Below are 21,672 nucleotides of genomic sequence, written 5' to 3'. Positions count from 1 at the left end.
GAACAAGGCTGCCCCCCTGAACAGCAGGGCGTCAGCGCTTGTTGCGCTCGGCCACGATCTCGGGCAAATCACTGCGCCGCAGGTAAGTACGCAAGGGCTCGCCAATGTTCAAGCGGTCATCCACATGCTGGTCCAGCAACAGTGCCAGGCGTTGTCGGCACAACGCCATGCGCGGGCCTTGCTCGGGCCGCCAGACGAATTCGCTGCAGGGGGTGATACTGTCGTCGGCCACGTCCATGCCGAACGAGTCCTCGGAAAAACGCACGATATGAACGCCGCGCTTGCCATGAAAGCCAACGAAACCGTTGAGCTGCTCCGCCGCGTTGCAGATGTCCTGGGAAGTGATGGCCATGCCGTAACCTCGCAATCAAGTCGAAAGTGACGCACGCCGGGCTGCAATCGGTCGCCTCTGCCGGGCAACTCGCAGCGGCCAGCCTAACGCAAGTCACCGCGCATTCGCCAAGGTTTTCCGCGTGCCGCCGACAGCCCCGTAAGAGGGTTCGGCATTCCCTTCATTGCGTAACCCGGTCCTCATGCACCTGCACGCTGGCAGTCATGCCGGCACTCAGGTTCATGCCCTGCGGGATCTCGTCCAGGCGGATCCGCACAGGTATCCGCTGCGCCAGGCGCACCCAGTTGAAGGTCGGCTCCACCTCCGGCAACAGTTGGCTGTCCGGGTTACTGTTGCGGTCGGTGATGCCCCGGCTGATGCTCTCCACATGCCCCTGCATTGCCTCGCCCGCCCCCATCAACCAGACCTTGACCGTGTCACCGACGCGGATGCGCGGCAGTTTGGTTTCTTCGAAATAGGCCTGGATATAGAAGGTCGAATCGTCCACCAGGGCCATCACCGACTCCCCGGTGTTCACGTAGTTGCCCTGGGCCAGGCGCAGGTTGGTGATATGGCCACTGCGCGGCGCCCGCACTTCGCTGCGCGCCAGGTTGATCTTGGCCACTTGCAGTTGCGCCTCGGCCTCATGCAGTTCACCGCGGGCGATGGCGGCGTTGATCTGGGCATTTTCACGCAGCTCGGCACTGATTGCCTCCGGCCCCAGGGCAGTACGCCGCGCCGCTTCGCGCTCGCGCAAGCGCAGTTGCTGGGCGCGGGTCTCGGTCACGGCGCTGGCCTGGTCGAAGGCTGCCTGGAAGCGTTCACGGTCGATGCTCATGAGCAAATCGCCCGCCTTGACCTGCTGGTTGTCATGCACCTTGAGCTCACGCACCCAACCGGAAACGTCCGGTGCGATCACCACCACGTCGGCACGCACCCGGGCATCGCGGGTCCAGGGTGTCAGCATGTAGTACTGCCACAGCTGGTAGCCTGCCAACAGGGCAAGGGCCACCACACACAGGGTTACCAGGGTACGTACGGCGGCACGCATTGAATCACTCCTTACAAAAATCGTTACAAGAGCCTTTATGCAGCCCCCAGTACTCGCACCACCAGGAACAACACACACACGAACAACGCCGCGTCGAACAGCGCTTCATGCCAGATCCAGCGACCCAACGGCGTGGCCTGTACCAACAAGCGCAACACCCCGGTGAGCACCAACGCCAGCAGCACATAAATCAGAAACGGGCTCAGCAGCACGCCGCCCAGCGCCCATTCACGCAACCCCATGCACGTCCTCCTGCCAGCGGCACCATTTGCCCCAGCTCTTCTGCAACTGCAGCACTGCACCTTCAGCCAGGCGCAAGGGGTCGCTTGCCGGCAGCCGACGCAAGGCGGCGATGAATTGTTCACTGGCGCTGTCCAGCCGTTGCCCGCGGCCCGGCGCCGGCCCCTTGGCCAGCACCGCCTCCACCTGCTGCAGGTACTCGCGTTCAGCGCGGCCCAACGGCGCCTGGGCGACCGCCAGGCACATGCGCAGGTGCACCAGTTCGTCGCCGATGTCCAGGCCGTGCAAGCCGTCATCCCAACGCTTGCGCTCGCTTTCGGGCAATTCGCCGGCATGCCGCGCCAGTTGCAAGAGGCGATCGGCCATACGCCCGCCAAACCAGCTGTCGGCGCCACGCAGGTCGCGCCGGGTCAGGCGCACCAGGTCGCTTTGGGTCGCCGCCCGCAAGCGCCGGCCCAGCCAGGCCGGGTGACGGAACACCAACAAACGAAAGGCCATCACCGCAGCAGACACGCCCACCAGCATCGCCAGCGCGCTGTTGAGCATGCTGGCCACGCCAAACTGCATGGCATTGAGCGGCGATACCAACACGATGAAGTGCAGGCAATACGAAGTCGCGGTCGCGCCGGTACGCGGGTGGGCCATGCCCAGCGCCCCCAGAAACAGCGGTACACCCATGCCCAGGCAGAGCATGGCGAAGCTGCTCCACTGCGGCAAAAGAATCTGCCCGACCAGAAACGCCGCGGGGATCGCCAGAAAGATGCCGCGCAAGAAACTAAGGCCGATCTGAGCACCGTTTTCGCGGCTGGCAAACAGGCTGCAGACCACACAGGTCAGCACCAGGCCGCCCGGCGCAGAGGGCCAGGCGGTCGCCAGCCAGAAACCACTCATCACCAGAAACGCCAGCGCGCTGCGTGAACCGAACAACAGTGCCAGCGACCAGTCGCGGTGTGCGGCCAGGCCCTGGGACACATCCTTGGGCGCCCTGCCCGCTTCGACGTCGTCCAGCGCCTGGGTCGCGGCCATCGCGTAGTCCAGCAGCAGCGTCATACGCGCCAGGCAGTAATGTTCGGCAGCGCTTATCCGCTCATCATGGGCGGCATCCCAGATGCGTTGGCGCAACAGCAACAGGCCGGGTTGGTCGGGTGCACCCAACTGCGCGCGCACCGCCTCCAGCCAGGGCGCCAGGTGCCGAGCTTCTCCTTGATCGAGCTGGCGCCACTGCCGGCGCACCGAACGGGAGATACGCAGCAGCACCATCAGCTTCTGGCTCAGGCCGCGAATGGCGCGCGCCCGCTGACGCCCGCGATTGCCTTCGAACCAGGCATGTTCGCGCTGGCTGTCGATGGCGACGATGCGCCCAAGGCTTTCCAGCAGCCCTTTGCGCGCCTCATCCTCTCCCCCCAGCATGGCACTGGCCGCCTGCAGGCCATTTTGCCAAGCCTGCCGGGCTTGCCCGCCCAGTTGCTGTTCCACGCGCAGCGGCCAGATCAGGGCGCTGGTGGCGGTAGCGCAGAAAATCCCCAGGCAGATCTCGGTGCAGCGCGCCACGGCCTGGTCGAACACCTGCAACGGGTGGTCGATCGCCGGCAGGGCGATGATCGCGGCGGTGTAACCGGCCAGCACAAAGGCGTAAGCCCAGGCACTGCGCAGTTGGGTCGACGCGGCCGTGCACAGTGCCAGCCACAGCGCGAGGGTGATCAGGAACAGGCCTGGCGTCTGGGCGAACAAGCCGATAAAGACTACCGACATGAATGTGCCGACCAGGGTGCCGGCCAGGCGCGCAAGGCCCTTCTGCACCACCATGCCGGACAACGGCTGAGCCACGATGAACGCCGTCATCAATGCCCATGACGGCTGCTCCAACCCCCAGCGCATCGCCAGCCAAAGCGCTAGGCCGCCACCGAGCACGGTCTTGATGGCGAACTTGAGGGCGAGGCTGCTGGGTGCGAACAGGGCCTGGAGAGTGATGGGCACGAGGCGGACCTTGCGGGGATGATCAGGTAAACGATAGACAATGAAGCGAAGGATAATGCGGAAACGATTAATTAGCTAGCTAATCATCTTTATTGAGATGCCCTGCCCAACTTTTAGCAGGCAAAAAAATGGGCGACCGAAGTCGCCCTAAATGCCTTGCGTGCTCGTAAACCCGGAAGGTCAGCGCGGCTTGCGCTTGTTCGAGTCCTTCCAGATGAAAATGCCCAGACCGGCAAAGAATGCGACCATCAACCCGACCGTTACCACACCTGCGATAACCACGTTGTCGAAGAACATGTCGGCCTCCCTCTTCGTTTGCCGTTGTCCGATGGATGCAAGGTAACGAATGTGGGGGCGGGGAAAATTGACCGGGGTCAATGGTGCCCGGGACCGGGCACGCGAGGCGGGCGCAGGGTTGACCTGCGTCAAGTTTCAGCGCTTCTTGGGCTTGCCCTTGGGCTTCTTTTTCTTTGCCGTGCTCAGGGGCATGGCTTGCTCGAAGGCCTGGCGCACTTCGTTCAGGCGCTTTTCCTTGACGTCGTGGACGCGCTTGGCACGTTCGGCATCGAAATCGATGAGGTTGTCTTGGCTCATGGGTGGGCTCGACGATCAACAGAGACTTGCATGATGAAGCCAGCCAGTGACGCTGACCAGCCCCGCGTCAGACTTCGATGTCGACCAGCAGCCCCTGGCGTGGGCTCTCGCCCATCAAGGGGGCGACCGGCACGGTGTTGTCGGCGTTGACTTCATCGCCCGGTAACGCGCTGTAAAGCTCGCTGTCGCTTTTTTGCCGACGTTGCTGTTGACGACGCTGTTCATCACGCAGGATCAAGGCCTGCTCCTGCGGGTCGCGCTGCTGCTTGAGGTTGATGGCGCTTTCACCGGAGGTCGGCTGCGCGGGGACCACCGGCTTGATGTCGGGAGTGGGTTTGACCGGGTCCTGTTGCGAGGTTACCGGGGCTGCACTGAGCGGAATAATCGGCGGCAACATGGAAAGTCTCCTATTACCCCTGTATCGGCGGGCGTTGTCCTACCTTGAATAGAGACAACGCTTATTCGACTTCGTCATCGGGGTCGTCATCGCTCGGCGGGCTCGCCTCGCTCCAGGGCCGCTTGTAGACCTGCTGCCAGACTGCGTCCATGTGCTCGCGCAGTACCTGCGGCGCGCTTTTGAGCGAGGCGCTGTCTTCGCGCTCGCCGCCGATCGGCTCCTCGCCCGCCGGGGTGATCAGCGATTGGCCGGTAATGGTGTAGATGGCCTGGCTTTCGCGCATTTCGATGGCGATATCGTGAGGGTCGATGCCGCCGCCGCAGAAGGCATGGCTGGCAACCGTCAGTTCGGCGATACCGTCCTTGTTCAGGTCACTGACATCGCTGACATCGGAATAGAAGTCGACATCCAGGTCCAGCCCCGGGCAGGTGGTTTCCTGCTCGATCTGCCAGCGTGCCTTGAACGCATCGCTTTCGGCCGTGCGCCCATACAGCGTGGCCTTGAGCACTACCTTGTCCACTTCCTGCTGGTTTTCCGCGTCGGTGGCCTGGCCGTCGGTGCGGCTCAGCACCAGCAGGCCTTCGCCGTCGCGGTCACGAAAGTGCACGCTCTTGATCGGCGTCTGCACGCCCAGTGCCTCAAGCTGCCCGGGCGTAATCGCCGGCAAGGTCTCGAAGCTTTTTTGCTCGCAGCCGGCCAGCAGCACAAGGCTGCTCACGGCCAGGGATACGTTCAACCAGCGGTGCTTGGCGGACATGTTGGTGCGCGGCCCTCGTCTACAAGACGGTGTTGGTCGATGAAACGGCTAGACTGTTGGTCTTCGGCACCCTTCGGTGCACTTCAACACTTTGGTCTGACCGGCCGATCCGTTAACATAGCCGGCTTTTCATCGCGGGAGTTCAGGCAGTATGGCGCAGCAGTATCAACCGGGGCAACGCTGGATCAGCGACAGCGAAGCAGAGCTCGGCCTGGGTACCATCCTGGCGCAGGATGGCCGCCTGTTGACCGTGCTCTACCCGGCCACTGGCGACACCCGCCAGTATTCCCTGCGCAATGCGCCGCTGACCCGCGTGCGCTTCTCGCCAGGTGACCAGATCACCCACTTCGACGGTTGGAAGCTGACCGTGCGCGAGGTCGACGATGTCGATGGCCTGTTGGTGTACCACGGCCTGGACGGGCAAAACCAGCCGCGTACCCTGCCGGAAACCCAACTGTCGAACTTCATTCAGTTCCGCCTGGCCAGCGACCGCCTGTTCGCCGGCCAGATCGACCCGCTGTCGTGGTTCAGCCTGCGTTACAACACCTTGCAGCACACCAGCAAGCAGATGCAGTCGTCGCTCTGGGGCCTGGGTGGCTGCCGCGCACAACCGATCGCCCACCAGTTGCACATCGCCCGTGAAGTCGCTGACCGCAGCGCACCCCGGGTGCTGCTGGCGGACGAAGTCGGCCTGGGCAAAACCATCGAGGCAGGCCTGATCATCCATCGCCAGCTGCTCTCAGGGCGCGCCAGCCGCGTACTGATCCTGGTCCCGGAAAACCTCCAGCACCAATGGCTGGTGGAAATGCGCCGGCGCTTCAACCTGCAAGTGGCGTTGTTCGACGCCGAGCGCTTCATCGAGAGCGATGCCAGCAACCCGTTCGAAGACGCCCAGCTCGCGCTGGTGGCCCTGGAATGGCTGGTTGACGACGAAAAAGCCCAGGACGCGCTGTTTGCCGCAGGCTGGGACCTGATGGTGGTCGACGAAGCCCACCACCTGGTCTGGCATGAAGACCAGGTCAGCGCCGAGTACGGCCTGGTCGAGCAACTGGCCCAGGTGATCCCTGGCGTGCTGCTGCTCACCGCCACCCCCGAACAGCTCGGCCAGGACAGCCACTTCGCCCGGCTGCGCCTGCTCGACCCCAACCGTTTCCACGACCTTGTGGCGTTCCGTGCCGAGAGCGAAAACTATCGCCCGGTCGCCGAGGCGGTACAGGAGCTGCTCGACGAAGGTCGCCTGTCGCCGGAGGCCCACGCCACTATCCATGGTTTCCTCGGGGCCGAAGGCGAAGCCTTGCTGGCAGCCGTCAGCGATGGCGATACCCAAGCCAGCGCGCGCCTGATCCGCGAGCTGCTCGACCGCCACGGCACTGGCCGCGTGCTGTTCCGTAACACCCGCGCAGCCGTTCAGGGCTTCCCCGAGCGCGAGTTGCATGCCTACCCGGTAGCGATGCCGGAGCAGTACCGCGATCTGCCGCCTGGCGAAAAAGCCGAGCTGTATCCGGAAGTCGCCTTCCAGGCGCAGGGCGACATCACTGACGACGAGCGCTGGTGGCGTTTCGACCCTCGGGTCGACTGGCTGATCGATACCCTGAAGATGCTCAAGCGCACCAAAGTACTGGTGATCTGCGCCCATGCCGAAACCGCCATGGACCTGGAAGACGCCCTGCGCGTGCGCTCCGGCATTCCTGCCTCGGTCTTCCACGAAGGCATGAGCATTCTCGAGCGTGACCGCGCCGCCGCCTACTTCGCAGACGAAGAGTTCGGCGCCCAGGTGCTGATCTGCTCCGAGATCGGTAGCGAAGGCCGCAACTTCCAGTTCTCTCATCACCTGGTGATGTTCGACCTGCCGGCCCACCCGGACCTGCTCGAGCAGCGTATCGGCCGTCTCGACCGGATCGGCCAGAAGCACACCATCCAGTTGCACGTGCCCTACCTGCAGGACAGCCCGCAAGAGCGCCTGTTCCAGTGGTACCACGAAGCGCTCAACGCCTTCCTCAACACCTGCCCGACCGGCAATGCCCTGCAGCATCAGTTCGGCCCTCGCCTGCTGCCGCTGCTTGAAAGCGGTGACAGCAAAGCCTGGGATGCACTGGTGGCCGATGCCCGCGGCGAACGCGAGCGCCTGGAAGCCGAACTGCACAGCGGCCGCGACCGCCTGCTGGAGCTCAATTCTGGCGGGGCCGGTGAAGGCCAGGCACTGGTCGAGGCAATTCTCGAACAGGATGACCAGTTCGCCCTGCCGATCTACATGGAAACCCTGTTCGACGCGTTCGGCATCGACAGCGAAGACCATTCGGAAAACGCCCTGATCCTCAAGCCGAGCGAGAAAATGCTCGACGCCAGCTTCCCGCTGGGAGACGACGAAGGCGTGACCATCACCTACGACCGCGCCCAGGCGTTGTCCCGCGAGGACATGCAGTTCCTGACCTGGGAGCACCCGATGGTTCAGGGTGGCATGGACCTGGTGCTGTCCGGCTCGATGGGCAACACCGCCGTTGCGCTGATCAAGAACAAGGCGCTGAAGCCGGGTACCGTGCTGCTCGAACTGCTGTTCGTCAGCGAGGTGGTGGCACCGCGCGCCCTGCAGTTGGGCCGTTACCTGCCGCCGGCAGCCCTGCGCTGCCTGCTCGACACCAACGGCAACGACCTGGCGTCGCGCGTGGCATTCGAAACGCTCAACGACCAGCTCGAAAGCGTGCCGCGCGCCAGCGCCAACAAGTTCGTCCAGGCGCAGCGGGATGTATTGGCCCAGCGCATCAGTGGTGGTGAAGCCAAGATCATGCCGACCCACGTCGAGCGTGTGGCCGAAGCGCAGCGTCGCTTGCAGGCCGAGGCCGACGAAGAGCTGGCGCGCATGGTTGCCCTGCAAGCCGTCAACCCAAGCGTGCGCGACAGCGAAATTGACGCCCTGCGCAAGCAGCGTGAAGAAGGCCTGGCGATGCTTGAGAAAGCTGCCTTGCGCCTCGAAGCCATTCGCGTGCTGGTAGCCGGCTGATACACCCCGCCCCTGTAGGAGCAGCCTTGCGCTGCGAAGAGGCCGGTAGAGCCACAGCATTGGCTGTGTCTGAACTGGCCTCTTCGCAGCGCAAGGCTGCTCCTACAGGTGGCGCGGCACCAGTAGCCATATTCCTGGCTGCTATTGAACGCATAACCAAATCGTAGAAATCAAAGTGCCATTAGTCAGGAAGGCCTAACCACCTCTTCCTATACTGCCTCTGGACAGTCTCCCAAGGCGTTGTACCGGAGACGCGTGAAAACTCGGCCAAGAGGCACGCAATGGACTGGTTGGGACTGCAACTGTTCGCCGATCTGCCGGCAACCGGACGCATCGTCATCGATTGTCGCCACGAGCCTTTCCTTGTTCTGCTCGCCTTTACCGTGGCCTGCGCGGCTTGTTTCGCGACCCTGGACATGGCCGAGCGGCAATCCCACAACGAACACCCCACCGCGCAACGCCAGTGGCGCGTGCTTGGCGCCTGTTGCCTGGCTGGCGGTGTCTGGGCCATGCACTTCATCAGCATGCTGGCCTTCCAGGCGCCGGTGGAAGTCCACTACGACGTCTCGCTGACCGTCCTCTCGTTGCTCATTGCATTGATCGTTGCCTGGCTGGGCATGAACAGCCTCAACCGCAGCCAAATGCGAGTGCAGCACTACCTGCAAAGTGCCGTGCTGATTGGTGCCGGTATTATCCTGATGCACTTTGTCGGCATGGCCGCCCTCGAGACCGGCGCCCGGCAGTACTACCAGACCGGGCTGTTACTCGCCTGCGTGGTCATCGCTATGCTCACCAGCCTCGCGGCGTTGCTGTTGGCGCGGTATTTCCGCAATGGCAGCGGCACCTTGCACCAAGCCCTGAAGTACGGCGCCAGCCTGGTGATGGCCGGTGGCATCGTCGCGACTCACTTCACTGCGATGTCAGCCATGACCCTGGTCATTCCCGCCGATACCGCCCTGCGCCTGCCCTCGGCAGACAACAGCCTGCAACTGGGGCTGACCATTGCCTTCATTACCCTGCTGATCAGCGGCGCCAGCATCAGTGCGGCACTGGCCGACAAGAAGCTGCAAAGCAAGGAGCACGACCTGCGCCGGGTCAGCATCCTGCTTAGCCAGCTCGACCAGGCACGGGCCTCGCTGCAACAGGCCGCGCATTACGACGCCCTGACCAACCTGATCAACCGCCGCGGTTTCAATCAGGTATTCGCCGAACGCCTCGCCGAACAGACCACCAGTCAAAACCGCCTGGCGGTGATGTTCCTCGACATCGACCATTTCAAGCGGATCAACGACAGCCTTGGCCATGCCGCCGGCGACGAACTGCTCAAGGTGATTGCCAACCACATCAAGGCAGCCACCCGCAGCCACGACCTGGTGGCGCGTTTCGGGGGCGACGAGTTTTGCGTGGTCACCAGCCTCAACAACCGTGACGAGGCACGCCACCTGGCGCAGCGCATCATGCAACGGATGAAGGAGCCCATCGACCTGGGTGGCCGACGCATGGTCATGACCACCAGTATCGGTATCAGCATTTTCCCCGACGATGGCCACACCGCTGAAGAGCTGCTCAAGCACGCCGACCTTGCCCTGTACCAGTCCAAGGGCAACGGCCGCAACAGCCTCAACTTCTTCAACGACAGCCTGAAAACCCGCGCCACCCTCGCCCTGCAGCTGGAAGAAGAACTGCGCATCGCGCTGCTGGAGGAACGCGGGCTGTGCGTGCACTACCAGCCCATCTTCGACCTGCGCAATGGCCAGGTGGCCAAGCTCGAAGCCTTGGTCCGCTGGCAGCACCCGCAACACGGCTTGCTCGGGCCCGACCGGTTCATCGGTATCGCCGAAGCGAATGGTTTGATCATCGACCTCGACCTGTGGGTGCTGCGCCACGCCTGCGCCGACCTGGCGCAACTGCACCGTCATGGCTTTGCTGACCTGAAGGTCACCGTCAACTGCTCGGCGGTAACCCTCAGCCACGATGAGCTACCCAGCGAAGTGGAGAAAGCGCTGTATCACTCGGCGCTGGCGCCCCGCCACCTGGAGCTTGAAGTCACCGAGAATGCCTTGATGGGCGATATTCATCGCACGGTCAACCTGCTCAAGCGCGTGCGCGCCCTCGGCGTGGCCTTGTCGATCGATGACTTTGGCACCGGTTATTCGTCACTGGCCTACCTCAAGCGCCTGCCGCTGGACGTGCTGAAAATCGACAGGACCTTCCTGCAGGAGGTACCCGGCAGCCAGAAAGACCGCGAGATCGTCCAAGCCATCATCGTCATGGCCCACACCCTGCACTTGCAGGTAGTCAGTGAGGGGGTGGAAACCGTCGAGCAACTTGAATTCCTCGAAACCCACGGCTGCGACTACCTGCAAGGCTACCTGCTCGGCCGCCCGGTGGCGTTGGGCGAATTGCGGCCCATCCTGGAGCGGCTGGAGCGCCACAAAGGCGTGCTCAGCCCTTGCTGCGATACAGCGATACCAGGGTCGCCGGATCTTTTTGCAAGTAGCCCTGGCTACCGTGCAAGCGCATCAATTGCGCGGCGAGGCCACTGAGCGGTGTCGCCGAGCCCTGCTCGCGGGCGAATTTGACCGCGCTGTCGAGGTCTTTGAGCAGCGTACGCACATGCCACTTGATCGGCTCGAAGCGGCTTTCGGCCATTTGCGGAGCGAGGATCTGCAAGGGTTTCGAATCGGCAAAACCTCCCGCCAACGCCTCAGCGATCAGTGTCGCATCAACCCCCGATTGCTCGGCCAACGCCACCACTTCGGCGATCACCAACGCATTGCAGGCCACGATCATCTGGTTGCAAGCCTTGGTCACCTGGCCTGCACCCACGGCGCCCATGTGCGTTACACGTTGGCCCAGGGTCAGCAGCACCGGCTGCGCGCGTTGCAAGTCAGCCGCTTCGCCACCGACCATGATTGCCAGGGTGCCGGCCTCGGCCCCCGGCGTGCCACCGGACACCGGCGCATCCAGCCAGGCCATGCCACACAGCGCAGCGAGCTCGGCAGCCATCTCACGGGTGGCGGTCGGTTCGAGGCTGGAGAAGTCGATCAGCAGTTGGCCACTGCGCCCGCCCTGGGCAATGCCCTGTTCACCAAACACCACCTCGCGCACCACCGGCGTGTCGGCCAGGCACAGCAGCACCATGTCGCTGTCACTGCACAACGCGGCCGGGCTTGCTGCCAGGCGCGCGCCAGCCGCCACCAGTTCGGCGCATTTGTCCGGGCTGCGGTTCCACACCGTCAAGGGGTAGCCGGCAGCCAGCAGGCGCCGACACATCGGCAGGCCCATCAGGCCAATGCCGGCGAATCCTAGCGAAGGTAGTTGTGAACTCATGAACGACTCCTGGCACATTTGTTATTTTTTGAGGCCGCAGTCAGGGCCTAAGGCGCGGGTGTACCCGCGAAGGGGCGAGCAGCGGCCACATTACGCATCCCGTAAACTGTTACCGCCACGCCGAATTGTTACTTACCTCTACCCGGCTGATCGCCTTCAAGCACCAAATTAAGGCGGGCTGCGCATTTTCACGCACCAAAAACGATCACGCCGATTCCGAACGCTTCGCTTGAATCACGATAAACGGTGAAACCACCACCGCCCAGATATCTGGGTCGCGGTTTTGCAGGTCCAATGCCTGCTCAGCAGTGACCGGCCCCACAGTGCCATCACTGCGCCACTTGGCGAAGATCTCGCTGCGATTCTCGGCCATTGCTTCAGCAACGGCGATCAGGTCCAGGCTGGGGTCGACCCAAATCAGGTCACCCTTCGCCCAGAAGCGCTCCAGTGCTTTCCACTCGATGATTGCCGTCTCGCCAAGCAATTTGGCATAGAGGGTGCTTGTTTGATCAGTCATGGGTTTGTACCCGCAAAAATCGGCCAATAAAAAAGGCCGGTATTTTTGCAGAAAAACCCGGTTTCAAATACGTAATTTGGTCGATCGGCCCCGAACTTAGGGGGTGGGGCCGCAGATACAGGCAAATTGATGGCGCCTTTTTGTATCTTTGTGTCGATCAAGCGACAACCCAGGAAACAGGCTCTTTTTGACCGCTTTTCAAGCGCTCGGACAGCGCTCTACACTGTACCGGTACAGTTCCGGGACATGTTCCGGGGGAAGGTGGGCATGCAGTATGGCGTGGCCATACCGCAAATCCCGCCCGGTCTGTAGCCCTGGCCGCCAGGACTATAAGAATTACAACAGAATGAGTGGAGCACTATGATCAAGATTTCCAAGCTGTTCGCCGCAATGGTTCTGGCCGGGGTAGCCAGCCATTCGTTTGCCGCCGATACCATCAAGATCGGGATCGCAGGGCCTAAGACCGGCCCTGTCACCCAGTACGGCGACATGCAGTTCATCGGCGCCAAGCAAGCCATCAAAGACATCAACGCCAAGGGCGGCGTCGATGGCAAGATGCTCGAAGCCAAGGAATACGACGACGCCTGCGACCCTAAACAGGCCGTGGCAGTCGCCAACAAAGTGGTCAACGACGGCGTCAAGTTCGTCATCGGCCACCTGTGCTCCAGCTCCACCCAGCCTGCGTCCGACATCTACGAAGACGAAGGCGTGATCATGATCACCCCCGCCGCCACCAGCCCAGAAATCACCGCCCGTGGTTACAAGCTGATCTTCCGCACCATCGGCCTGGACAGCGCCCAGGGCCCGGCAGCCGGCAACTACATCGCCGACCACGTCAAGCCCAAGGTCGTTGCGGTACTGCACGACAAGCAGCAGTACGGTGAAGGCATCGCCACCGCGGTCAAGCAGACCCTGGAAGGCAAAGGCACCAAGGTAGCCGTCTTCGAAGGCCTGAACGCCGGTGACAAAGACTTCTCCTCGATCATCCAGAAGCTCAAGCAGAACAACGTCGACTTCGTCTACTACGGCGGCTACCACCCAGAGCTGGGCCTGATCCTGCGTCAAGCTCAGGAAAAAGGCCTGAAAGCCAAGTTCATGGGGCCGGAAGGTGTCGGCAACGACTCCATTTCGCAGATCGCCCAGGGCGCTTCCGAAGGCCTGCTGGTTACCCTGCCGAAGTCGTTTGACGCAGACCCTGCGAACAAGGCCATCGTCGACGCCATCAAGGCTGACGGCAAAGACCCAAGTGGCCCGTTCGTGTTCCCGGCCTACTCGGCTGTCGAGCTGATCGCTGAAGGCATCAAGGCCGCCAAGTCGGAAGACACCGCCAAGGTTGCCGAAGCCATCCACAACGGCACCTTCAAGACCCCTACCGGCGACCTGTCGTACGACGCCAAGGGCGACCTGAAAGACTTCAAATTCGTGGTCTACGAATGGCACTTCGGCAAGCCGAAGACTGAAGTTTCCCCTCAGTAACTGCGTGACTAAATAGCTGACCGTAGAAGCCCACTGTGCGAGCAGTGGGCTTTGTTTTACGAGGTTCATGGGCCTGATCCCCGCGATCCGGGGGCCGGTCCACCTGAAAATCTTAAAACCGTCACCCGCGGTTTCCTGGCCGTACCCCTGCCAGTGAAATGCAAATCAGGTTTTTAGGAGCGCTGTAATGCCTGAGATCTACCATTTCTTCCAACAACTGGTTAATGGATTGACCATCGGCAGCACCTATGCCTTGATCGCCATCGGTTACACGATGGTGTACGGCATCATTGGCATGATCAACTTCGCCCACGGCGAGGTGTACATGATCGGTTCCTACGTGGCCTTCATCGCCCTGGCGGGCCTGGCCATGATGGGTATCCATTCGCTGCCGATCCTGATGACCGTCGCCTTCGTCGCAACGATCTTCGTCACCAGTGCCTATGGTTACAGCATCGAACGGGTTGCCTACCGCCCTCTGCGCAACAGCAACCGTCTGATCCCGCTAATTTCCGCCATCGGCATGTCGATTTTCCTGCAGAACACCGTCTTGCTTTCGCAGGACTCCAAGGACAAATCCATCCCCAACCTGATCCCTGGGAGCTTCTCCTTCGGGCCAGGCGGTGCTGAAGAAGTACTGATCAGCTACATGCAGATCCTGGTGTTCGTCGTCACCCTGGTGGCCATGACCCTGCTCACCCTGTTCATCTCCCGTTCCCGCCTGGGCCGCGCCTGCCGTGCCTGCGCCGAGGACATCAAGATGGCCAACCTGCTGGGCATCAACACCAACAACATCATCGCCCTCACCTTCGTCATCGGTGCCGCACTGGCGGCGGTGGCGGCCGTGCTGCTGAGCATGCAGTACGGGGTGATCAACCCCAACGCCGGCTTCCTGGTGGGCCTCAAAGCCTTCACCGCCGCTGTGCTGGGTGGCATCGGCAGCATTCCGGGCGCCATGCTCGGTGGGCTGGTGCTGGGTGTGGCCGAAGCCTTCGGCGCCGACATTTTCGGCGACCAGTACAAGGATGTGGTGGCATTCGGTCTCTTGGTACTTGTCCTGCTGTTCCGGCCGACCGGCATCCTGGGCCGCCCGGAGGTTGAAAAAGTATGAACAAAAATCTCAAACAGGCGTTCTTCAGCGCCTTGCTGGTATGGGCCGTGGCCTTCCCGGTACTGGGCCTGAAACTGAGCATCGACGGCATCAGCCTGGTGGTGCACAGCCAAGGGTCGTTCACCATCAGCATCATCGCCGTCTGCTCGGTGCTGATGTTCCTGCGCGTGCTGTTCGACAAGCAGTGGAGTTCGGTGATGGGCCGCCGCTCGGATCGCAAGCTGGTCCCGCCTGCGGTGAGCAACTACCTGACCCTGCCCAAGACCCAGCGCTGGATCATCATGGGGCTGATCGTGGCTGCGCTGGTCTGGCCGTTCTTCGGCTCGCGCGGTGCAGTCGACATCGCCACGCTGATTCTGATCTACGTGTTGCTGGGCCTGGGCCTGAACATCGTGGTCGGCCTCGCGGGCCTGCTCGACCTGGGTTATGTGGGCTTCTACGCCGTAGGTGCCTACAGCTATGCCATGCTGTCGCATTACCTGGGCTGGAGCTTCTGGGTCTGCCTGCCGATCGCCGGCCTGATGGCCGCCACCTTTGGCTTCCTGCTCGGCTTCCCGGTGCTGCGCTTGCGCGGCGACTACCTGGCGATCGTGACCCTGGGCTTCGGCGAGATCATCCGCCTGTTCCTGCGTAACCTCACCGACTGGACCGGCGGCCCTAACGGCATCAGCAACATCCCCAAACCAGAGTTCTTCGGCCTGACCTTCGAACGCCGTGCCGCCGAGGGCATGCAGACCTTCCACGAGTTCTTCGGGCTGGAATACAACTCGATCAACAAGGTCATCTTCCTCTACCTGGTAGCGCTGCTGCTGGCCTTGCTGGCGCTGTTCGTCATCAACCGCCTGCTGCGCATGCCGATCGGTCGTGCCTGGGAAGCCTTGCGTGAAGACGAGATCGCCTGCCGCGCACTGGGCCTGAACCCTACCGTGATCAAGCTCTCGGCATTCACCCTGGGTGCCTGCTTCGCCGGTTTCGCCGGCAGCTTCTTCGCGGCTCGCCAAGGCCTGGTGACCCCCGAGTCGTTCACCTTCATCGAATCGGCGATCATCCTCGCCATCGTCGTGCTCGGCGGCATGGGCTCACAACTGGGCGTGATCCTCGCGGCCATCGTGATGATCCTGCTGCCTGAGCTGATGCGTGAGTTCAGCGAATACCGGATGCTGATGTTCGGTGCGCTGATGGTGTTGATGATGATCTGGCGTCCGCAAGGCCTGCTGCCTATGCAACGTCCACACATGGAGCTGCGTCGATGAGCCGCGAAATTCTGCAAGTCAGCGGCCTGAGCATGCGCTTCGGCGGCTTGTTGGCGGTCAACGGCGTGGCCCTGACCGTCAAAGAAAAACAGGTGGTGGCGCTGATCGGCCCGAACGGCGCTGGCAAGACCACCGTGTTCAACTGCCTGACTGGCTTCTACAAGCCCAGCGGCGGCACCATCCTGCTCGATGGCCAGCCGATCCAGGGCCTGGCCGGCCACCAGATCGCCCGCAAGGGCGTGGTACGGACCTTCCAGAACGTCCGCCTGTTCAAGGAAATGACCGCGCTGGAGAACCTGCTGATCGCCCAGCACCGGCACTTGAACACCAACTTCTTCGCAGGCCTGTTCAAGACCCCGAGCTTCCGCCGCAGCGAGAAGGAAGCCATGGAACGCGCGCAGTACTGGCTGGAGAAGGTCAACCTGACCGAATTCGCCAACCGCACCGCCGGCACCCTCGCCTACGGCCAGCAACGCCGCCTGGAAATCGCCCGCTGCATGATGACCCAGCCACGGATCATCATGCTCGACGAACCGGCAGCAGGCCTGAACCCGAAAGAGACCGAAGACCTCAAAGCCCTGATCGCCTACCTGCGCGAATCACACAACGTCACCGTGCTGCTGATCGAGCACGACATGAAGCTGGTGATGAGCATCTCCGACCATATCGTGGTGATCAACCAGGGTACCCCCCTGGCCGACGGCACGCCGGAGCAGATTCGCGACAATCCTGATGTGATCAAGGCTTACCTGGGGGAAGCGTAAATGCTGAAGTTCGAGAACGTTTCCACCTTCTACGGCAAGATCCAGGCACTGCACAGCGTCAACGTGGAAATCAACCAGGGCGAGATCGTCACCTTGATCGGCGCCAACGGCGCAGGCAAGTCGACCCTGCTGATGACCTTGTGCGGCTCGCCGCAGGCGCACAGTGGCAGCATCAAGTACCTGGGTGAAGAACTGGTCGGCCAGACCTCCTCGCATATCATGCGCAAGAGCATCGCCGTAGTCCCCGAAGGGCGCCGCGTGTTCGCCCGTCTGACGGTCGAAGAGAACCTCGCCATGGGCGGTTTCTTCACCGACAAGGGCGATTACCAGGAGCAGCTGGACAAGGTCCTGCAGCTGTTCCCGCGCCTGAAGGAGCGCTATATCCAGCGCGGCGGCACCATGTCCGGTGGCGAGCAGCAGATGCTCGCCATTGGCCGGGCGCTGATGAGCAAGCCCAAGCTGTTGCTGCTCGACGAACCTTCGCTGGGCCTGGCGCCGATTATTATCCAGCAGATCTTCGACATCATCGAACAGCTGCGCCGTGACGGCGTGACGGTGTTCCTGGTGGAGCAGAACGCCAACCAGGCGCTGAAGATCGCCGACCGTGCCTATGTACTGGAAAACGGACGGGTGGTGATGCAGGGCACGGGTGAAGCACTGCTGAGTGACCCGAAGGTGCGTGACGCCTACCTGGGTGGTTGATGAGCAAAGGGCCTTCGGGCCCTTTGTTCTTCCTGCTGCATTTATATGGCCTGTGCCGGCCTCTTCGCGGGTAAACCCGCTCCCACAGACCAGCAGATACTTTGAAAGCTGTGCAGTACCTGTGGGAGCGGGTTTACCCGCGAAGAGGCCGGCACAGGCTATCAACAAAGCTTGTGATCGCCGCGCACCCTGAGTAACGTGGCCAGCTCTTTTGCAACGATCGCCGGAGCCCGCCCCATGCGCCTCACCCCCTCCCTGCTGCTCGCCGCCATGCTGCCCCTGTTCGCCGGCTGCCAGCTCATGGCTGCCACGCCGACCGACCCGAACATCGGCACCACGCGCATGCAGGGCGAACTGAGCGCCGCCGGGGGCCAGTTGCTGTTCAAACCCTGTAATGAAAGCCGCCGTTTCGTGATCAACGACGCCGCCAGCACTGGCATCCTGCAGGAAGCCGCCAACCTCGCCAAGGATGCTGGCGACAAGCTGTTCGCCGACGTGCGCGGCCGCCTGACTGGCAGCAAGCAGGCCAATACCGACGGCCAGCTCGACGTCCGCCGCCTGTACCGCCTGGAGCCCTCGACCCGGGCCTGTGAAGACCCCAACTTCAAACAACTGACCCTGCGTGCCAACGGCCACGAACCCGACTGGGACATCAAAGCCAGCGGCAAAGGCATGGTCGTCAGCCGCGTAGGCCAGGCGCCGCTGCCCCTGCCGTTCCTGGAAGAAGAAGTACCCGGTGGCGGCCTGACCCTGACCAGCGAAGCCAACGGCCAGCACGTGGAGCTTTGGGTCGCACCGCAACGCTGCGTGGACAGCGCGACCGGGGCAGTTCGTCACTTGCGCGCCGAGCTGCGCATCGATGGCAAGACCCTGCAAGGCTGCGGTTACTACGGTGGTGCACGCGACAACTGATCGCCGGGCGCTTTTATCCTGCCAGTCAGGGCGGCGAACAGCTTATACTTGGCGGTTTGTGTAAAGCCGCCGGCCGCCCATGGCCGGGATACTGGACCCTGCCATGCTACGAATCACCGAACTGAAGCTGCCCCTGGACCACCCTGACGAAGCCCTGCGCGAAGCCATCGTCCAGCGCCTGGGCATCCGCGATGAGCAATTGCTCAGCTTCAACCTGTTCAAGCGCAGCTACGACGCACGCAAGAAAAACAGCGAACTGCTGTTCATCTACACCATCGACCTCGAAGCCAGCAACGAAGCCGAGCTGCTTCGCACATTCGAAGACGATCGCAACATCGGCGTCGCGCCTGACGTTACCTACAAGTACGTCGGCCACGCCCCTGCCGAGGTCGAGCAACGCCCGATCGTGGTCGGCTTCGGCCCCTGCGGCATCTTTGCCGGCCTGTTGCTGGCGCAGATGGGCTTCAAGCCGATCATCCTCGAGCGCGGCAAAGAAGTGCGCCAGCGCACCAAGGACACCTGGGGCCTGTGGCGCAAAAGCGTGCTCAACCCGGAGTCCAACGTGCAGTTCGGCGAAGGCGGCGCCGGGACGTTCTCCGACGGCAAGCTGTACAGCCAGATCAAGGACCCGCTGCACCACGGCCGCAAGGTGCTGGAAGAGTTCGTCAAGGCCGGTGCGCCCGATGAGATTCTCTACATCAACAAGCCGCACATCGGTACCTTCCGCCTGACCGGTATGGTCGAGCAGATGCGTCAGGACATCATCGCCCTGGGCGGCGAAGTGCGCTTCCAGGAGAAAGTCACCGACCTGCTGACCGATGATGGGCAGCTGACCGGCGTGGTATTGGAAAGCGGCGAGCAGCTGCATTCGCGCCATGTGGTCCTGGCCCTGGGCCACAGTGCCCGCGACACGTTCCGCATGCTGCACGCCAAGGGCGTGTTCATGGAGGCCAAGCCCTTCTCGGTCGGCTTCCGTATCGAGCACCCGCAAACGCTGATCGACAAGGCGCGCCTGGGCAAGTACGCCGGCCACCCGAAGCTCGGCGCCGCCGACTACAAACTGGTGTACCACGCCAAGAACGGCCGTTCGGTGTACAGCTTCTGCATGTGCCCAGGCGGCACCGTGGTCGCGGCCACCAGCGAGCCTGGCCGCGTCGTTACCAACGGCATGAGCCAGTACTCGCGTAACGAACGTAATGCCAACTCCGGCATCGTCGTCGGCATCGACCCGGAACGCGACTACCCGGGTGGCCCGTTGGCCGGTATCGAGCTGCAGGAGCGCCTGGAAGCCCACGCCTACGTGATGGGTGGCAGCAACTACCAGGCACCGGCGCAGTTGGTTGGCGACTTCGTGGCCGGCAGGCCGTCCACGGCCCTGGGCAGTGTCGAACCGTCTTATAAACCGGGCGTGACCCTGGGCGACCTGGCGCCGAGCTTGCCGGACTTCGCCATCGAGGCGATCCGCGAAGCACTGCCGGCATTCGATCGGCAGATCAAGGGCTATAACCTGCACGATGCTGTACTGACCGGCATCGAGACGCGCACGTCTTCGCCGCTGCGCATCACCCGGGGTGAAGACTTCCAGAGCCTGAACCTGAAGGGGCTGTTCCCAGCGGGCGAAGGTGCGGGTTATGCGGGCGGTATTCTGTCCGCTGGCGTCGATGGCATTCGCATTGCCGAGGCGGTGGCGCGGGATATGCTCGGGCTGAACGCATAAGGCCCGCCTCTGGTAGGAGCAGCCTTGCGCTGCGAAGAGGCCGGTGGCAGCACATAGAGCTTCGCTGCTTTCACCGGCCTCTTCGCAGCGCAAGGCTGCTCCTACACGGAATCGAGTCTGCGGGGCCCTGCAGTGCCAGAAAAGCCTGCAGAGATAATCGGATTTACCCTACCCACGCATTCCGCAACACCGTCTAGGCTTGCCACAGCCCAGGCAGCAATAACATATAACAAAAACGAATATAGTTTTTGTTTTAAAGCATATCGCCACAGGCTAGGGTGTACGCCCGTTCCATCCTTAATCTCTCAGGGAGAGCCCATAGCCCGTGCGTAGCCTCTTCACCCGATTCTTTCAGCTCGAAGCTGCCAGCGGTCTGCTGCTGATCGCCGCGGCCGTTCTTGCGCTGGTCATCAACAACTCACCTTTGTCCTACCTGTACAACGGCCTGCTCGACGTCCCGGTGGCGGTCAAAGTTGGCGCGCTGGAAATCGCCAAGCCCTTGCTGCTGTGGATCAACGACGGCCTGATGGCGCTGTTCTTCCTGCTCATCGGCCTGGAGGTCAAGCGCGAGGTGGTCGACGGCCACCTCTCCAAGCCCTCGCAGATAGTCCTGCCCGCTACCGCTGCGGTGGGTGGCATGGTGATACCAGCACTGATCTACTGGTTCATCAACCGCGACGACCCGGCTGCGGTCGCCGGCTGGGCCATCCCCACCGCCACCGACATTGCCTTCGCCCTGGGCGTGCTGGCACTGCTGGGCAAGCGGGTACCGGTCTCGCTGAAGCTGTTCCTGATGACCCTGGCGATCATCGATGACCTGGGCGCGATCATTGTCATTGCCCTGTTCTATTCGGGCACCTTGTCGAGCGTCTCGCTGTTGCTGGCCGGCGCCTGCCTGGTAGCGCTGCTGGCCATGAACCGGCTTGGCGTGGTCAAACTCGGGCCCTACCTGATCATCGGCCTGGTGCTTTGGGTGTGCGTGCTCAAGAGCGGTGTTCACGCCACGCTGGCGGGTGTCGCCCTGGCGCTGTGCATCCCACTGCGCACCCGCAACGCCGAAACGTCGCCGCTGCTGTCCCTGGAGCATGCCCTGCACCCTTGGGTTGCCTACGCCATTCTGCCGCTGTTCGCCTTCGCCAACGCCGGTGTTTCGCTGGCAGGCATGAACCTGGACAGCTTCACTCATCCAGTACCGCTGGGTATCACTGTCGGCTTGCTGCTGGGTAAGACGGTAGGGGTCTTCGGCCTGACCTGGGTGGCGATCAAACTTGGCCTGGCCGCGTTGCCGGCAGGCGCAAACTGGGGGCAATTGCTGGGGGTGGCGATCCTCTGTGGCATCGGCTTCACCATGAGCTTGTTCGTGGGCTCGCTGGCATTCGTGCCAGGCAGTAGCGATTACGCGGGCATGGACCGCATGGGCATCCTTACGGGCTCGTTCTTCGCCGCGGTCATCGGCTATGCCGTCACTGCCATGGCCAGCCGAAAACCCCTCGCAAGCTAAAAACAGTGGCATTAAAAAACCCCGACTGGCGTGGCCATGTC

The 21,672-nt window shown here is 62.5% G+C and carries 20 protein-coding genes; 10 read left to right on the top strand and 10 right to left on the bottom strand.

Annotated features, from left to right (window positions below):
• Positions 1 to 31: 31 nt before the first annotated feature.
• The 8 genes from AB7M33_RS14920 to AB7M33_RS14885 form a co-directional block, all read right to left on the bottom strand.
• Positions 32 to 352 (bottom strand): DUF2025 family protein, encoded by a 321-nt coding sequence (locus tag AB7M33_RS14920; protein ID WP_186702577.1) that lies wholly within the window; start codon positions 350 to 352, stop codon positions 32 to 34.
• A 160-nt stretch (positions 353 to 512) separates the two neighbouring features.
• Positions 513 to 1,382, bottom strand: coding sequence for an efflux RND transporter periplasmic adaptor subunit (locus tag AB7M33_RS14915; protein WP_027594248.1), 870 nt, complete (start codon positions 1,380 to 1,382; stop codon positions 513 to 515).
• 35 nt (positions 1,383 to 1,417) lie between these two features.
• Positions 1,418 to 1,624 carry a DUF1656 domain-containing protein gene (locus tag AB7M33_RS14910; RefSeq protein ID WP_027594247.1) on the bottom strand — a complete coding sequence of 69 codons (207 nt, stop codon included), beginning with the start codon at positions 1,622 to 1,624 and terminating at the stop codon, positions 1,418 to 1,420.
• Entirely contained in the window at positions 1,611 to 3,599 is a 1,989-nt protein-coding gene (locus AB7M33_RS14905) for an FUSC family protein (protein ID WP_454243047.1), read from the bottom strand. Before AB7M33_RS14905 ends, AB7M33_RS14910 begins: the two co-directional genes overlap by 14 nt.
• A 180-nt stretch (positions 3,600 to 3,779) precedes the next feature.
• Positions 3,780 to 3,896 (bottom strand): cytochrome c oxidase subunit CcoM, encoded by a 117-nt coding sequence (ccoM, locus tag AB7M33_RS14900; RefSeq protein ID WP_003254862.1) that lies wholly within the window; start codon positions 3,894 to 3,896, stop codon positions 3,780 to 3,782.
• Positions 3,897 to 4,031: 135 nt separating this feature from the next.
• Positions 4,032 to 4,193: a hypothetical protein gene (locus AB7M33_RS14895; RefSeq protein WP_454243046.1), complete on the bottom strand. Its 162-nt coding sequence runs from the start codon at positions 4,191 to 4,193 to the stop codon at positions 4,032 to 4,034.
• Positions 4,194 to 4,260: 67 nt separating this feature from the next.
• Entirely contained in the window at positions 4,261 to 4,590 is a 330-nt protein-coding gene (locus tag AB7M33_RS14890) for an aspartate-semialdehyde dehydrogenase (protein WP_085273530.1), read from the bottom strand.
• Between the two features lie 61 nt (positions 4,591 to 4,651).
• Entirely contained in the window at positions 4,652 to 5,347 is a 696-nt protein-coding gene (locus tag AB7M33_RS14885; protein WP_454243045.1) for a M949_RS01915 family surface polysaccharide biosynthesis protein, read from the bottom strand.
• Positions 5,348 to 5,498: 151 nt separating this feature from the next.
• On the opposite strand from AB7M33_RS14885, the gene rapA reads away from it, so the two are divergent.
• Positions 5,499 to 8,345, top strand: coding sequence for an RNA polymerase-associated protein RapA (gene rapA, locus AB7M33_RS14880; RefSeq protein WP_099455117.1), 2,847 nt, complete (start codon positions 5,499 to 5,501; stop codon positions 8,343 to 8,345).
• A gap of 281 nt (positions 8,346 to 8,626) precedes the next feature.
• Entirely contained in the window at positions 8,627 to 10,891 is a 2,265-nt protein-coding gene (locus AB7M33_RS14875; protein WP_265968795.1) for a putative bifunctional diguanylate cyclase/phosphodiesterase, read from the top strand.
• On the opposite strand, the gene AB7M33_RS14870 is transcribed toward AB7M33_RS14875, so the two are convergent.
• On the bottom strand, positions 10,791 to 11,678 hold the full coding sequence (locus tag AB7M33_RS14870) for an NAD(P)-dependent oxidoreductase (RefSeq protein WP_454243044.1): 888 nt from the start codon (positions 11,676 to 11,678) through the stop codon (positions 10,791 to 10,793). The two genes, AB7M33_RS14875 and AB7M33_RS14870, sit on opposite strands and share 101 nt — an antisense overlap.
• Positions 11,679 to 11,883: 205 nt before the next feature.
• Complete coding sequence (locus AB7M33_RS14865) at positions 11,884 to 12,195, bottom strand: DUF2288 domain-containing protein (RefSeq protein WP_454243043.1); 312 nt, start codon at positions 12,193 to 12,195, stop codon at positions 11,884 to 11,886.
• Between the two features lie 360 nt (positions 12,196 to 12,555).
• Between AB7M33_RS14865 and AB7M33_RS14860 the strand changes: the two genes are divergently transcribed.
• The 8 genes from AB7M33_RS14860 (at position 12,556) to nhaA (ending at position 21,631) form a co-directional block, all read left to right on the top strand.
• Complete coding sequence (locus AB7M33_RS14860) at positions 12,556 to 13,671, top strand: branched-chain amino acid ABC transporter substrate-binding protein (RefSeq protein ID WP_027594239.1); 1,116 nt, start codon at positions 12,556 to 12,558, stop codon at positions 13,669 to 13,671.
• A 187-nt stretch (positions 13,672 to 13,858) separates the two neighbouring features.
• Positions 13,859 to 14,782, top strand: a complete 924-nt coding sequence (gene livH / locus AB7M33_RS14855; RefSeq protein WP_008097482.1) for a high-affinity branched-chain amino acid ABC transporter permease LivH — start codon at positions 13,859 to 13,861, stop codon at positions 14,780 to 14,782.
• Positions 14,779 to 16,035, top strand: coding sequence for a high-affinity branched-chain amino acid ABC transporter permease LivM (locus AB7M33_RS14850; protein ID WP_454243042.1), 1,257 nt, complete (start codon positions 14,779 to 14,781; stop codon positions 16,033 to 16,035). Before livH ends, AB7M33_RS14850 begins: the two co-directional genes overlap by 4 nt.
• Positions 16,032 to 16,799 (top strand): high-affinity branched-chain amino acid ABC transporter ATP-binding protein LivG, encoded by a 768-nt coding sequence (gene livG / locus AB7M33_RS14845; RefSeq protein WP_027594237.1) that lies wholly within the window; start codon positions 16,032 to 16,034, stop codon positions 16,797 to 16,799. Before AB7M33_RS14850 ends, livG begins: the two co-directional genes overlap by 4 nt.
• Positions 16,800 to 17,501: an ABC transporter ATP-binding protein gene (locus AB7M33_RS14840; RefSeq protein WP_085273538.1), complete on the top strand. Its 702-nt coding sequence runs from the start codon at positions 16,800 to 16,802 to the stop codon at positions 17,499 to 17,501.
• Positions 17,502 to 17,738: 237 nt separating this feature from the next.
• A complete protein-coding gene (locus AB7M33_RS14835; RefSeq protein ID WP_099430246.1) occupies positions 17,739 to 18,413 on the top strand; it encodes a COG3650 family protein in 675 nt (224 codons plus the stop codon).
• Positions 18,414 to 18,516: 103 nt separating this feature from the next.
• Positions 18,517 to 20,130 carry an NAD(P)/FAD-dependent oxidoreductase gene (locus AB7M33_RS14830; protein WP_099430247.1) on the top strand — a complete coding sequence of 538 codons (1,614 nt, stop codon included), beginning with the start codon at positions 18,517 to 18,519 and terminating at the stop codon, positions 20,128 to 20,130.
• A gap of 325 nt (positions 20,131 to 20,455) precedes the next feature.
• Positions 20,456 to 21,631: a Na+/H+ antiporter NhaA gene (nhaA, locus tag AB7M33_RS14825; RefSeq protein ID WP_027594233.1), complete on the top strand. Its 1,176-nt coding sequence runs from the start codon at positions 20,456 to 20,458 to the stop codon at positions 21,629 to 21,631.
• Positions 21,632 to 21,672: the final 41 nt, after the last annotated feature.

The organism is Pseudomonas sp. Y3 TE3536, assembly GCF_053629175.1.
This window is presented reverse-complemented; position numbering and strand designations above follow the sequence as displayed.